This is a genomic window from Fibrobacter sp. UWH4, from assembly GCF_900142475.1.
GTDB lineage: Bacteria > Fibrobacterota > Fibrobacteria > Fibrobacterales > Fibrobacteraceae > Fibrobacter.
This window is the reverse complement of the sequence record NZ_FRAY01000001.1, coordinates 648,256-660,846: the sequence shown is the minus strand read 5'-3', so window position 1 is coordinate 660,846 and position 12,591 is coordinate 648,256. Positions and strand designations below refer to the sequence as shown.

Here is a 12,591-nt window from a genome sequence, read left to right as displayed (position 1 = left end):
CGGATGACTCAGGGGCGGTCTTGAGTTGTGCGGCGAGACCCTTCAGGGTCGTCTTCTCCAGTTCCATTTCCAGCGCCGTCTGCGCCGAATTCAGGGCCGGGTCCAGCAGGCGGTGGATGTTCCTGCCTACGGGGCACAGCGGATTCGGTTCCGGGTGGAAACTGAAGACGATCCGTTCCTCGTCGTTATCGTTGATGGCCTTGTAGACATCCAGGAGCGTTATCTTGTCGGCAGGACGCGCAAGGTGAGAGCCCCCTACGCCAGGAGCCGTCTCAACCAGGCCCGCCTTTTGCAACTGCAAAAGGACCTTGCGGATGATGACCGCATTCACGCCGGTGCTGCCCGATATGAATTCCGAGGTCACCCGTTCCGCACCCTCGAAGAAGTGGATGCAAAGCAAGGTATGGACCGCCGCCGTAAAACGAACGCTGACTTTCATAATCCACAATTTAACATTTGTTGCCCGCGTTCACGCGTGCCTTGGCCTATTTGTAGAACATTCCCGCCGTCATGTCCAGGTAGTTTTCGCCGGAGTAGTTCGCGAATTCCTGCTTCATGGCGCTCTTGAATGCCGCCGGGTTCACGTTCTTGAGGGCGATATTCTTCATCACCTTCAGGTACTGGATTTTTGCACGGGCATCTTCCAGATTTTCCACCGTGTAGTGTGAGGTGAGAATCAGGGAAATTCCGCGGTCGATGTAATCCGTGAGCTGCGCGATGATGGCATCGGCGTGCTTGCTCCCTGCCACGATGGAATGAACGTCGTGGCCCATCATGTGGGTGTAGACCACGTTGATTTCGGGAAACTCGATATCGAAAGCTTCCTGGGTCGCGACAATGCGCATGTCGATGCCCGCGAGATTCAAAGTCTCGCCTTCGATAAAGTCCGTCGTCGCGTAGATGGAGCTGTCAAAAGCATCGCCAAAAGCCGCCGTGAAATTCTTGACCAGGGCCGCACCTCCCCCGTTATGGTTGTAATCGTCGGCATGGCGGGTGCTGTACACGGGAGCACCCTTCATGAAGGTCGCGCCCGCGCCATGGTAGGCAATCACCGTTCCCACGAATTCTACCGAAAGGCCTTTGATGTAGGCTTCCAGTTCCCTAATGTTGTCGAAGAAACAGGGGGCTTCGACCATGAACATCTCGCCGCCCTTTTCCAGCAAGAAACATTCGTCGGTTATCAGGTCGTTTGTCTTGTAGGCGTGCAGCTTGACCGCCCCGAAATCGTAGACTTCCACGACGCCCTTGCCAAGTTTTACGGTCTTGAAGTTGTTCTTTTCCATTTTGAGTCTCCTTGGGCCATGCCCGTTTTTGTTTGATTTTAAACAGTTGTTCTTTAAATGTTACAACACAAAATATACTCAAACAATGTTGTAATGTCAATAGAACAACTAAAAATTTCGTGTAAAAATTTGCTTACGCAAAAATCGAGGGTTAGTTAGAGTTTTCGGACGTTTATTCCACCGAGAATGTCGCCTTCACGTTCCCTTTTCCGAGGATTTCCTTAAGGCGTTTCTTGTTCACGTTGTCGATACGGGCGAGGCGCGTGAAGTTCCAGGAGTTCTTGTCGTAGTAGATGGTGATGGAATTGCCCTGGTAAAGGATGATGTCGCCTGCGTCGGTGTCGATTTGCTTGTCGTTACGCGGAAAACTGCGCGGCAGGTCGGCCACCTTCTCGAAGCTGCCGTAGTCGTGCATGTCGAGCGTGAGGTCGCCCTGCGCAAGAAATTCGGCGAAGGCCTTGGCGGAGGAATTTTCTTCGAACGTTGCCGTGAAGGTGGTATCGTTCACATGGATTTTGAGTTTCACGGTAGCCTCCGTTTGGGCAGATGAACTTGCAGATGATTTCGGCGTCTGAGCTTCAGGCTGTGACGAATGGCTTGCGGCATCGCTGCAGGCCACGAGAAAGAACAACGCTACAAGGACAATGTTTCGCATATACACAATATAAATAATTGGGCTTGCGTTTCGATAACGAAGAATTAAATATGTTTAATGTAAGAACTTAAATTGCTATTTTTGGAGCAAGTCCAACAACCCCTTTACGAGGCTTATGACTACAATTCTCGGAATGGTTTTCAATATTCTTGGAAGCCTTTGCGTCCTTCTTTTCGGGATGAAACTCCTTAGCGACGGCATTCAGAAATCCGCCGGCGAAAAACTGCAAAAAGCACTCTCCTTCATGACCCGCAACCGATTCTTCGGTCTGTTTACCGGTTGCGCCCTGACCATGCTCATCCAGTCGTCGGGCGCGACGACGGTGATGGCGGTCTCCTTCGTGAATGCGAGCCTACTCACCCTAGAACAGTCCGTGGCGGTCATTTTCGGTGCAAACATCGGTACCACGATTACCGCCTGGATTGTGGCCCTGTTCGGGTTCGATTTCAAGATTTCCGCCCTGGCAGTGCCGATTTTCGGCATCGGCTACCTGCTGACTGCGCTCAAGAAATTCAGGAAAGAAAATCTCGGGCACGCCGTCATGGGATTTTCCCTGATGTTTGTCGCGCTGGGGTGGCTTTCCGAAGCGGTTTCGCTGAACGCGGAAAACATGTCCTTCCTGGGGCGAGTCCAGGATTTGGGATTCTGGAGTTTCCCCATCGCGGTCGCTATCGGCATCGCCGTAACGGCGCTCATTCATTCGTCTTCCGCCATGACGGCAATCGTCATCACCATGGCGTACAACGGTCTTTTGACCTGGGAATTTTCTGCAGCCCTTGTCATCGGAAGCAACATCGGCTCCACGGTGGATTCCATCATGGCGGCCTTCGGTTCAAAGGACAACGCGCGCCGCACGGCCCTGGTCCACGTGATTTTCAATAGCGTCACGGCCATACTCGCCCTGATATTCCTGAAACAACTCACCGTAATCGTCGACTTGATTACTCCGGGGCGTGCCGAAGTTGCCATCACCTACCACATCGCCATGCTCCATACGATTTTCAACGTGGCCGGAACGCTCCTGTTCCTCCCCTTCACGACGCAGGTGGCAAGGCTTACGAAAAAAATCATCAAGGATTCCCCCGAAGATATCCCCGCCGTTTACACCTTCCCGTTCCCGGATCTCGCCGCCCACGAATCGGCGACCATCCCGCTGGTTTCGGTGCGAAAGGAAATCCAGAACATGGCCGACAACACGGTGGAAATGTTCACCCGCATCCAGAACGGCCTTGCCGGAGACCCGAAGGAATTTGTCGCAAACCACTACGACTGGCTTGAAAAGGAAGAGGGCTACCTGGACCAGATGCAGGAGCAGTTGACATCGTACCTCTTGAAGTGCCAAAAACTGAACCTGCTTGAATTCCAGATGAACGACATCAACTCCATGCTCTCCATTGTCACGGAACTGGAAGCCCTCTCGGACGAGAGCCTTACCGTGGCGCTGTTCATCAAGCGCGTGGCCGAAAAGAATTTGTCTATACTTCCCGAAGACAGGGAACGGCTTTTCCCCTACATCGGGCTTGTACAGCAGTTGCTGAACCTTGTGCACAGCCACCTGGGCACGATGGACGGCGAACTTTCTGCCGAACAGTTTGCCACGGCCCGAGACCTGGAAGAGCGCATCGACAACGAACGGACAGCGCTCAAGAAGGTGGCGCGCAAACGACTCGAAGAAGGGAACAACGTCAAGGCGGAACTCCTTTACATCGACATCGTACGGAAAATCGAAAAGATGGGCGACAGTTGTTTTACCATGGCAAGGCTCATGGGAGATCGCCGATCGTAAAAAATTATCGCCCAGACCTTATTACTAATACCGATCCAAGCGTAAACACTGCGCCCACGAGAAGCACGATTGATGCACTTGTGGCGATGTCGCCCATGCCCACCAGCGGAGAGACGATTCCACCCATCAGGAATCCCGACGCCCCGATGGCCGCTGCAGCGGTACCTGCATTTGCTCGTTCCGCATTCAATGCCAAGGCCGTTGCCGGGGGCTGACTCATGCCGAACATGAACGTAAGCCCCATGAAGGCAACCTGCACAAGCGGGAGGACCGCATGCATCATAAGGGCGGCAGCAACAGCAATCGCGAAAACGAGCATCCCCGCGCCAGCGATTTTGAGAGCCTTGCGTTCATCGCCGACTTTGCCCGACAACGCACAACCGAACGCCGTAAACAACGCGTTCAGCGCAAAGCAGAGACTGAAGCCCACAGGCGAAAGTCCGTAGATTTTCTGGTAAATGAACGGCGAAGAGGCGATATACCCGAATAAGATAATCATCGGGAATGTGCATACCAAGAAATACGATACGTAGGTGCGGTTCTTGAATACTTTTGCGTACAAGCTAAAACTTGCCAAGACAGACTTTTTGCTACGGCGTTTTACAGGGAGCGATTCCTGGAATTTTCCTGACATAAAGAGCAGCAGCGCCCCATACAGGAGCAACACCGCGAAAGTTCCCTTCCAGCTCATGAAATTCAGCAAGAATCCGCCTAGCACCGGGGCTATAATCGGGGCGACTCCGTTCACAGCGCTCACCATGGCGAGGAACCTGGTGAGCACCGGGCCGCGGTAGGAATCCGCCGAAATGGAACGAGCAATCACGATGCCGCCGGACGCCGCCATGCCCTGCAACAAACGAAACACGTTGAAGGTTACGATGTTCGGCGCGACAATGCAGGCGACAGTCCCGCAGACAAAGAGAAGCAGACAAACTAGCAACAACTTTTTGCGGCCGTACTTGTCGCTCAGTGGGCCTACAAAGAGTTGCCCCACCGAAAGCCCGAGCATGCTCATGGTGAGGCTCAGTTGCGCCATCGAGGGGCTTGCCGCAAAGTAGTCTGCTAGGCTCGGGAGGGCCGGCAGGTAAAGGTCGGTCACGAAGGGACCGAACGCCGAAAGCAAGCCTAGCAACAGCATAAGGAAAGTGAATTTCTGTTTTCCGCTCATATATTCCTCTTGGCGAAGCTGCGTAGAATCGCCATAAAAAAAGCCCGCAAAGCCTTACAACTGGACTTATGCGGGACCGCTACACGTTGATTTCGCAAGCGAATTTAGGAAAAAATTTTTCCGTTGGCAAGTTCTTGACAAAGGCAAAAAAAATTTTTATTTATGGGCACGAAATTTCATTGCGTATAATGGTTCAGCGTGAAACTCAAACATCAGGGTTTTGCGCCTTTTTTATTGCGCAGGGCCCGCAACAAAAGAGGTTAAAATGGACTTTTACATGAAACTCCCGCGCGGCAAACGCGAATTCACCCTTTTTCTCGTGACGCTTTCGATTATCTCGATGAACATCATCGCGCCGCTCATCACCTGTTTCGAGATGGGCTTTAGCATGGAAAGCAGGGCGCACGTATTCCCGATTATGCCGATTCTCTGGCCGTGCGTCATCGCGACGGTGCTTGTCACATATAAGCCTGCGGCATTCCTGACCTCAAGGCTTACGCAGAAAGGCGACAGCTTCCATGCGGTGATTACACTCAACATCATGTGCACGGTTTTCCTGATGTCCATCATCTTGACGATTGTAGGTACCTGGGTCGGAAACCGCGAAATCACAATGGAGCCGCTGGTAAACTTCTTTTACAAGTGGCCTCGCAACTTTGCCATTTCGCTCGCGGTAGAAATCTTGATTGCGCAGCCGATTGCACGCCGTGTGATGCTCGGCTTGCACAAGTACCGCGACGCACGCCGGGAAGTCGCAATTTCTAACTGAGCCATAAATAATTTTATCTATCTTTTCGATTGTGACAGGCATCGAAGAACAATTCAACGGCAAGAAACTCCTTGTAAAAAAGCTCATTCCTTTCGGGTTCACGAAGGAAGGGCCAAACTATGCGCTCGTCCGCGAAATACTTGGCGGGCAATTCCGTCTAGAAATCAGAGTGGGACGAGGCAAGAAGGTTTCAGTCAAGGTCTTCGACAACGATTCCGGCGAAGAATATCTACTGTTTTCAGTGCTTTCCGTGCAGGGGGCCCTCGTGGGCCGCATCCGCAAAGAAGTTTCCGCTATTACGGATAAATTCATTAGCGAATGTTTCGAGACGCAGATTTTCAAAAGGAAATCTGCAAACGACCTGATTGGCTACGCGGAGCAAAAATACGGAGACAAGCCCGAATATCTGTGGGAACGGTTTCCGCAATTCGCCGCCATCCGCAAGCACGAAAACAAGAAATGGTATTGCCTGTTGGGGACTGTCGAAAAGTCAAAAGTTGGCCTCAAGGGCGACGAGATTATCGAAGTGGCGAACTTCAAGATAGTCCCGAAGGAATTGCCGGGACTCCTGAAAAAGCCCGGCTACCTCCCCGCATACCACATGAACAAGAAAAGCTGGGTAACGGTCGTCCTTGACGGGACGGTGACGCTAACCGAAATCAAAAAATTGCTGGATAAAAGCTACACGCTGGCGTGAAAAAGCAACCAAGGTCACAATTTGTGACCTTGAACAGCAGCGAGAAACGTCGCGGTTTTGTGTCTTTTGTTTACTTCAAATTCGTCTTGAAGAATTCGTTCAGCTTTTCGAAGGGGATTTTTTCTAGGTTGTCGTAGAGGTCCACGTGGGAGGCTCCGGGGATGACGAGGAGTTCCTTATTGCCGACGGTCTTGCTCCAGTTCTTGGTGGCGTCGAGTTTTGCGGGAACGTCCGCCTTCTTGCCGGTCATCTTTTCGAATGCGCCTTCGCCGAAGTAGCGGCTGTGGGCCTTTTCGCCGTGGATGATGAGCACGGGGTTACGGATTTCGTCGGCGTATGCGAGAAGCTTGGTGTTCATGAGCGAGGTGCCTGCGGAGGCGGCCCAGCCCTTGTTACTGTTGAGGGAGCGCTTGTGGTAGCCGCGGGGGGTCTTGTAGTAGGCGTAGTAATCCTTGACAAAGTAGGGAGCGTCGTCCGGGAGCGGGTCCACCACGCCGCCGGCCAGGTCGTATGTGCCGTTCTTGAAGTCCTTGGTGCGCTGGGCCATCAATGCCTTGCGGGCCTCGTTACGGGCATCGGCGTTGTTTGCCGCATCGAAGTAGCCGTTTGCGGATACGCGGCTCATGTCGTACATGGTCGAAGCAACCGTCGCCTTTACGCGGGTGTCGATGCCGGCAGCGTTAATCGCCATGCCGCCCCAGCCGCAAATACCGATGATGCCGATGCGTTCCGGGTCAACGTTGTCGCGGGTCGAGAGAAAATCCACGGACGCCATGAAATCTTCGGTGTTGATGTCCGGGCTGTTCATGTAGCGCGGCTCGCCGCCCGATTCGCCGGTGAAGCTCGGGTCGAAAGCGATAGTCAGGAATCCGCGTTCCGCCATCTGCTGGGCGTAAAGGCCGCTGGACTGTTCCTTGACGGCACCGAACGGGCCCGAGATTGCGATGGCGGGAAACTTGCCGTTCACCTTGAGGCTCGTGTCCTTGGGCACGAACATGTCGGCGGCGAGTTCAATGCCAAAGTGGTTCTTGAAAGTGACCTTGGAATGTTCGACCTTATCGCTCTTGGGGAATACCTTGTCCCATTCGGCGGTGAGCGTGAGCTTGTTCATATTTTCGTCCTTTGTCTGTTGTGCTGCAGGAGCAGTTTCTGTTGCGGGGGTGCACGCCATCAGGGTGCATGCGGAAACCACGGCAAACGCCGCTTTTAAGAATCTAGATTTCATGATTTATCTCCTATTTAAAAATTCAACTCATCTCGTCATGTCCGCGCAGGCGGACATCTTAAGATTTTCGCCTTCGCGAGAATGACAAAAAGCAATCCAGCCTTCGTGAGAATGACTTTATTGTATTACACTTTCTTTCCCATGGCGAACGCTTTTTTTAGGAGCGCGGAATTCTTCTTGACGTCGCCGGCGCTTTCGGCACCCGTGGCGCAGAGAGCACCCTTGAGCTTCACGCCGTCGAAACAGGCTATCCACCCGCCAATGCCGCGCTTCGCGATGTTCATGGCCTTCGCGTCGGTGTCGGCGGCAGAAGTGAGCAGGTAAATTTCGCGGAACTTGTAATCGCTGGAATAGAGAGAATTCGCGCGGTCGAGCATGGTCTTGAGCTGGCCGCTCATCTCGTAATAGTAAATCGGTGTCGCGAACACGATGACATCAGCCGATTCCATCTTCTTGGTGATGGCGGGAGCGTCGTCCTTGATGACGCACTTGCCCTTCTTCTGGCAAGCGAGGCAGCCCATGCAGAAACCGATCTTCTTGCCGCGCAGCGACTCGAATTCCACCTTGTTGCCCGCCTCGGCGGCACCCTTCGCGAACTCCTGCGCCAGGGTTTCGGAGTTGCTTCCCTTGCGCAAGCTGCTGGACAAGACCAATACTTTTTTCATAGGTTCCTCTCGGTTGAAGTCTTTACATGTTCAAATATACCTCTTTTTTCAGATATTGCAAATACTTTGTTTTCATAACTAGATATGCTTGTAAGGCATAGATTTGATCAGCATAAAAAGGAGGGGCATTTTTTAGCATCTACTTCTCTTCGATCAACTCTATCAACTGTTCCTTGTTGGGTAACACAGTTTGATACTTGCTGGCAAAAATCTGCGAATTGCCTTCGGGCAAAGTGATTTCTACAAGGGAGTCCGACTTTTTCTTGCAAAGAACGATGCCGATAGTGTTATTTTCGTGCGGAAGCTTTACAAAGCGGTCATAGTAGTGCACATACATCTGCATTTGGCCCAAATCCTGATGCGTGAGTTCGCCAATCTTCAGATCCACCAACACAAAGCACTGCAGCAGCCTGTTGTAAAGAACAAGGTCCACAAAGAAATGCTTTTCGTCCAGCGTAATCCGCGACTGCCGTCCCACGAAAGTATACCCCTTACCCAGTTCAAGCAAAAAAGACTCCAACTTGTCGATGAGCTTGCTTTCCAGTTCGGTTTCCGAATATTCGGACTGTTCCGGCAGTCCCAAGAATTCCAAAATGTAGGGATCCTTGACAATGTCCGCCGGGGACTCCACGATACACCCTTTTTTAGACAGTTCCCTCACCGATTCTTTATCCTTGCTTACGGCGAGCCGCTCATAAAGCGCGGAATCGAACTGCCTTTTGAGTTCCCGCAGGCTCCAATTCGAGTTTTTCGCCTCAATTTCGTAGAATTTCCGTTCGTCGGGATTATCAATACGCATCAGGAACAAGTAATGGGAGTAGCTGAGGGTGAATTCCGCAGACACTGTCTGCGAAATCTCCTTGGAGTAAATCAAGAAAAACTGACGCATTTGCTCCAGGTTTCTCTGCGAAAATCCCTTACCGTAATTTGCAGTAAGCCTGGCAGAAAGATTTTTGAGGACTTCTTTTCCGTATTCTGCGCGGATGTTACCCTTTTGCTCATTTTCGACAATCGAACGGCCGATTTCGTAATACGTGCGCACCATCGCCGTATTAACGGCAACAGCAACAGACTTACGGTTCTGTTCGAGAATCGACGCAATTTGAGAATAAAGAGCGTCTTCCCTATGATTAGCCACTTTTTTAGCCATATAGCCTCCATTTAGCCGCAAAAAAACGGCTAGTTAACGTTTGAGGCGTTCTTGCAAAACCGACAAGCCGATCTAACGCAAAAACGCACCTCGCCTTAAAACAGCGAGATGCGTTCAGCGGTAATGTATCTAAATCTATCAAAATTGGCAAGGGGAGTAAGAAAATTTTACATAACCACTGGGGTTATTCATTCTACCCTGCAGCGCCCCTCACCATCGTTCTCGCAGCATTAATCACGCGTTCCACGAGGAAGTTCTGGAATTCCTGGTTTTCTAGGAATATGCGGAAGAGTTCCGAACGGGCGGCCATGTTCTTGACGATAATTTGCTGCAGGGCGTCGCCGCCTTCGATTTGCACGGTCGATTCGTCGGCATGCAAAACGGCGTTGGCGAAGCTTTCATTTTCGGCAAGCTCCTTGGGCAATTCGTCAATATCCTTCTTGACTTTATCGGGATATTCCCATTCCACGCCGCCATAGCGCTGGTTGAATTCTTCCAGAATATCGCTCAACTTGACAAGGTCCGGTTCTTTTTTGCCAGCGGCTCCATTACCCGTCGGCACGGGCGCAATTTCGGCATTCTCGTTTTCAAGGGAAATTTTTGCCGCTTCCTGTTCCACAATTCGCAACTGGTCAAAGTCAATTGATTCCAGCAAGCCTTCGGTAAAGTCTTCGCGTTTCAGCTTGGGCAATTTCATCACAAGATACTTGTAGAACGTCCAACGTTTTTCCCAATCCTCACTACCAAACGGCATAATGGCGGCAAGGAAGGTGTAAATGCGCACGAAATTCTTCATGGCGCTCTTGCAGGCAATCTGCTGTTCTTCTTGCAGGTCATTCTTGAATCGTTCCACGCACGTATCAATAATCGGGTCCAGTTCTTCGCGCGGGGATGAACCCAGATATTTTCTGCAATACAAATCAATTTCAGCTTGCGTGTAAATGTTGAATTCATCCAGTTCGAAAATCAGGTCATTCAGTTTATTCGGATCAGTCTCGCCCGCAAGCGTCGTCATCTTGTAATAGCGCTGGAACGATTCCTTGATATCTTCGGGATCATTCGCGAAATCGAGAATGAACGTGTCCTTCTTTTTTGGGTGGCAACGGTTCAAGCGACTAAGCGTCTGCACGGCCTTGATATCAGTCAAGCCCTTATCGACATACATTGTGTGCAGCAACGGTTCGTCGTAACCGGTCTGGAACTTGTCAGCGACAACGAGAATGCGATACGGATCCAGCTTCATGTTCTTTTCGATATCGGCAGACGGGAACTTGTTGATGCTCGACTCGGTTTCTTCCTTGCCGTGATACATCTTTTTCCCGCTGAACGCGACAACAGCCTTATACGGGCTACGCATATCTTGCAACTGCTTCGAAATGGCGTAATAGTAATCAATCGCTCTTTCGATTCCGGCAGTCACCACCATGGCACGGGCCTGTCCACCCACCTTGTTCCTGTTGATGACGTTATTGATAAAGTGGTTTACAATGATGGCGGCTTTTTTCTCGACCGTTTCGGGGCGACTTTCCACATACCAGCGGATTTTCTTTTGCGCCTGGTCGCGGTCAAATTCGGGATTTTCCTTTCGCTTGCGGATGATTTCCGATTCAACGACCTTGTAGTAACTCTGGTACGGCGTATAGTTTTTCAGCACATCCAAGATAAAGCCTTCCTGAATGGCCTGGCGCATGGTGTAATTGTGGTGCGGTTCGAATTTCGGTTTTCCATCGGGCTGCGGAATCTTTTTTCCGAACATTTCGAGAGTCTTGTTCTTTGGGGTCGCGGTAAAGGCGTAGTAATTTGCGTTCTTCACCATCTTGCGGCCTTCGATGGTCTTGTTCAAGATATCCTCAAAATCTTCCTCGTTCTCGACATCGACACCGGCAATCGCCATGTTCATTTTAGCCGAGAGCGAGCCACTTTGGCTGCTATGCGCTTCGTCAATGATGATTGCAAAACGGCGGTCAGCGAGAGCAGTACCGATTTCCTTGAGAATAAACGGGAACTTGTGAACAATCGTGATGATAATTCGCTTGCCCGCAGTGAGTTCCTTGCGAAGCGTTTCCGAAGAATCCGCCCAGCCGACAATATTGCCGAGCTGGTTATAGGCATTGATGTTGTTGCGGATTTGCTTGTCGAGGTTCACGCGGTCAGTCACGACGATGATGGAATCCATCAGCTTTTCCGTTCCGCGCAGTTGCTGGGCCAGCATAAAGGCAAGCCACGTAATCGTATTCGACTTACCCGAACCCGCACTGTGCTGAATCAGAAACTTTTGCCCCAGTTCATGCGACTTGGTTTCTTGCACCAGATAACGGACGGCATCAAGCTGGTGGTAGCGGGGCCACACAACCGATTCCTTGACGACTCTTCCCTTTTCATCGGTAAATTTTGCGACCTGAGCCAGGTTTTCAACAATGTAGGAGAGAGTCTGCTTTGTAAGCACATAATCCCACAAGTAGGCCGTTCGCGGGCCACCAGGATTTACCGGGTTGCCGGCACCGCCATCGACACCCTTGTCAAACGGCAGGAACCACGATTCCTTGCCCTTCAATTCCGTGCACATGCGGATGTTGTCGTCATCTACGGCAAAATGGACAGCACAACGCCTAGGCTGCAGTAGCAATTCCTTGGGATTACGTTCATTCGGGTTAGAATACTGCGCCACCGCATTCAACACGGTCTGGCCAGTATAATGATTCTTGAGTTCGATGGTGATGACAGGCATGCCGTTAATGAAAATCACCATGTCGATAGACAAGTCAGGGTTCGCGACGCTAAAGTGAACCTGGCGCGTAACGGAAAAAATGTTCCTGTCGTAATAACTTTGTCCCGATTCGCTCAACTCGGACGGGAACGGGTAATACATGTCGAAGTGCGTGGTATTGTAATTGTAGCCCTTGCGGATGACGTCAATGACGCCACGCTTGGTGATTTCGTTCTTAAGCCTGTCAAAGAACGAATGACGGATATGCGGATTCTTGAAATCTACAGTTCTTTGGACTTTGTCTTCTTGCGTGGAGCAAAGGAACAGCTCCAACTTGTCGCAATCCAAGGCGTAATCGGTGCTGTAATCGGACGGCACACCCCTATAGTAGCCGTTAGTCTCAAGAAGACATTTTTCGATGAGAGTTTCGAGACCCTTTTCTGAAGTATCCGTCGACATATATCAAACCTCTTTTCTTTTAAGTTC

At 51.1% G+C, this 12,591-nt stretch carries 10 protein-coding genes and 1 pseudogene; 3 read left to right on the top strand and 8 right to left on the bottom strand.

The annotated features are described in order from the left end of the window. Positions 1–22 precede the first annotated feature (22 nt). From BUA93_RS16495 to BUA93_RS02630, 3 genes and pseudogenes are all read right to left on the bottom strand, one after another. Positions 23–439, bottom strand: a pseudogene (locus tag BUA93_RS16495) (Rrf2 family transcriptional regulator); the annotation flags it as partial. 46 nt (positions 440–485) lie between these two features. Continuing rightward, positions 486–1,283, bottom strand: coding sequence for a hypothetical protein (locus tag BUA93_RS02635; protein WP_072977148.1), 798 nt, complete (start codon positions 1,281–1,283; stop codon positions 486–488). A gap of 172 nt (positions 1,284–1,455) precedes the next feature. Beyond that, positions 1,456–1,938: a cyclophilin-like fold protein gene (locus BUA93_RS02630; protein ID WP_254793815.1), complete on the bottom strand. Its 483-nt coding sequence runs from the start codon at positions 1,936–1,938 to the stop codon at positions 1,456–1,458. Positions 1,939–2,071: 133 nt separating this feature from the next. Here BUA93_RS02630 and BUA93_RS02625 point away from each other — a divergent pair, with 133 nt between their 5' ends. After that, complete coding sequence (locus BUA93_RS02625; RefSeq protein WP_083597100.1) at positions 2,072–3,724, top strand: Na/Pi cotransporter family protein; 1,653 nt, start codon at positions 2,072–2,074, stop codon at positions 3,722–3,724. Between the two features lie 4 nt (positions 3,725–3,728). Here BUA93_RS02625 and BUA93_RS02620 read toward each other — a convergent pair whose 3' ends face one another. Then, positions 3,729–4,892 (bottom strand): Bcr/CflA family efflux MFS transporter, encoded by a 1,164-nt coding sequence (locus BUA93_RS02620; protein WP_072977145.1) that lies wholly within the window; start codon positions 4,890–4,892, stop codon positions 3,729–3,731. Positions 4,893–5,157: 265 nt separating this feature from the next. On the opposite strand from BUA93_RS02620, the gene BUA93_RS02610 reads away from it, so the two are divergent. Both BUA93_RS02610 and BUA93_RS02605 read left to right on the top strand, forming a co-directional pair. Continuing rightward, entirely contained in the window at positions 5,158–5,661 is a 504-nt protein-coding gene (locus BUA93_RS02610) for a DUF2798 domain-containing protein (RefSeq protein ID WP_072977142.1), read from the top strand. 31 nt (positions 5,662–5,692) lie between these two features. Next, positions 5,693–6,358, top strand: coding sequence for an MmcQ/YjbR family DNA-binding protein (locus BUA93_RS02605; RefSeq protein ID WP_175547359.1), 666 nt, complete (start codon positions 5,693–5,695; stop codon positions 6,356–6,358). Positions 6,359–6,428: 70 nt separating this feature from the next. Here the strand turns inward: BUA93_RS02605 and BUA93_RS02600 are convergent, their stop codons facing one another. The 4 genes from BUA93_RS02600 to BUA93_RS02585 all read right to left on the bottom strand — a co-directional run bounded on the left by BUA93_RS02600 (position 6,429) and on the right by BUA93_RS02585 (position 12,564). Then, positions 6,429–7,583 carry an alpha/beta hydrolase gene (locus tag BUA93_RS02600; protein WP_072977140.1) on the bottom strand — a complete coding sequence of 385 codons (1,155 nt, stop codon included), beginning with the start codon at positions 7,581–7,583 and terminating at the stop codon, positions 6,429–6,431. Positions 7,584–7,708: 125 nt separating this feature from the next. Further along, positions 7,709–8,248 carry a flavodoxin family protein gene (locus tag BUA93_RS02595; RefSeq protein WP_072977139.1) on the bottom strand — a complete coding sequence of 180 codons (540 nt, stop codon included), beginning with the start codon at positions 8,246–8,248 and terminating at the stop codon, positions 7,709–7,711. A 139-nt stretch (positions 8,249–8,387) separates the two neighbouring features. After that, positions 8,388–9,398: a PDDEXK nuclease domain-containing protein gene (locus BUA93_RS02590; RefSeq protein ID WP_072977137.1), complete on the bottom strand. Its 1,011-nt coding sequence runs from the start codon at positions 9,396–9,398 to the stop codon at positions 8,388–8,390. A 193-nt stretch (positions 9,399–9,591) separates the two neighbouring features. Further along, positions 9,592–12,564, bottom strand: a complete 2,973-nt coding sequence (locus BUA93_RS02585) for a type I restriction endonuclease subunit R (RefSeq protein WP_072977136.1) — start codon at positions 12,562–12,564, stop codon at positions 9,592–9,594. Positions 12,565–12,591 lie beyond the last annotated feature (27 nt).

Bases quoted from the DNA above. Each gene is read 5' to 3' on its own strand.
- BUA93_RS02635 (WP_072977148.1), bottom strand. From the start codon at position 1,283: ATGGAAAAGAACAACTTCAAGACCGTAAAACTTGGCAAGGGCGTCGTG.
- BUA93_RS02630 (WP_254793815.1), bottom strand. From the start codon at position 1,938: ATGCGAAACATTGTCCTTGTAGCGTTGTTCTTTCTCGTGGCCTGCAGC.
- BUA93_RS02625 (WP_083597100.1), top strand. From the start codon at position 2,072: ATGGTTTTCAATATTCTTGGAAGCCTTTGCGTCCTTCTTTTCGGGATG.
- BUA93_RS02620 (WP_072977145.1), bottom strand. From the start codon at position 4,892: ATGAGCGGAAAACAGAAATTCACTTTCCTTATGCTGTTGCTAGGCTTG.
- BUA93_RS02610 (WP_072977142.1), top strand. From the start codon at position 5,158: ATGGACTTTTACATGAAACTCCCGCGCGGCAAACGCGAATTCACCCTT.
- BUA93_RS02600 (WP_072977140.1), bottom strand. From the start codon at position 7,583: ATGAAATCTAGATTCTTAAAAGCGGCGTTTGCCGTGGTTTCCGCATGC.
- BUA93_RS02595 (WP_072977139.1), bottom strand. From the start codon at position 8,248: ATGAAAAAAGTATTGGTCTTGTCCAGCAGCTTGCGCAAGGGAAGCAAC.
- BUA93_RS02590 (WP_072977137.1), bottom strand. From the start codon at position 9,398: ATGGCTAAAAAAGTGGCTAATCATAGGGAAGACGCTCTTTATTCTCAA.
- BUA93_RS02585 (WP_072977136.1), bottom strand. From the start codon at position 12,564: ATGTCGACGGATACTTCAGAAAAGGGTCTCGAAACTCTCATCGAAAAA.